General features: G+C 59.3%; 1 protein-coding gene. It reads left to right on the forward strand.

Annotation, left to right across the window (positions count from 1 at the left end; translation table 11 throughout):
- Positions 1 to 14: 14 nt before the first annotated feature.
- Positions 15 to 964, forward strand: a 950-nt coding sequence (locus tag EN925_RS37395) for a caspase domain-containing protein (protein WP_245487446.1), incomplete at its 3' end; no start/stop codon positions are given.

The following is a 964-nucleotide window of genomic DNA, read 5'->3' on the forward strand; positions in this document are numbered from 1 at the left end:
GCGACGCCCACGCCATGGCCGAACGCCTCGAGAATCTGGACTTTGAAGTCGTTTCCGGCTTCGATCTGACCAAATTGCAGACCCAGACGACGATTGCGCAATTCGCAAAGCAGGTGCGCGGCGCCGATATCGCCCTTTTTTTCTACGCCGGCCACGGGTTGCAGGTTTCAGGCAGCAACTACCTTCTTCCGGTCGACGCAGCACTCGAGGACGAGACTTCGCTCGATTTCGAGGCGGTGCCCGTGGACTTCGTCCTGCGGCAAATGTCGCGCGAGACCAGCATAAGGTTGATTTTTCTCGACGCTTGCCGTGACAATCCGCTTGCCGAAGTGCTGGCAAAGACCGCCGGCGTGAAGGGAGCAAGAAGCGGCCTTGCCGAAATTCCCATCGAGAATGGTGGCGCCGGCACGCTTGTCGCGTTCGCCACCAGTCCCAATCAGGTCGCCTTTGACGGGTCGGGCCAACATTCGCCGTTCGCTTCGGCGCTGCTGGCGCATATGGGCGAAACAAACGTTTCCATCACCGAAGCCATGAACCGCGTTACCGCCGATGTCTTCAAGGTAACCGCCGGCAAACAGCGCCCCTGGAGCAATGTCTCGCTGACCACTGAGGTCGTCCTGCACAAGATCGACCTCAACGCACCGCTGATCGTCGGCGAGGCGACCACTCAGAAATCGGAAGCCGGTTCGGATGGGCGAAACGTTGCGGCAAACCCGTCGGGCGCCGACGACGCCCAACTTTCGCTCGATATGCTTCGTCAGAAAATCCCAAGGCTTGCCTCCGACGAGCCTATCTTTTTTGACCATCCTGTCGATTTCGGCGATCCGGAAATCGACGGCAAGAGCATTGCGGAGCTGATCAAGGGCAAGCCACGCTTCAGTCCTGTGGAGGGGCTCGACAAGTCGGTATGGGAAGGAAAGCACTGCGACGGTTGCCATGAATGGAACGAGGCCCGGCTGTGTGA

This window comes from Mesorhizobium sp. M7A.F.Ca.US.006.04.2.1, from assembly GCF_004022915.1.
GTDB lineage: Bacteria > Pseudomonadota > Alphaproteobacteria > Rhizobiales > Rhizobiaceae > Mesorhizobium > Mesorhizobium ciceri.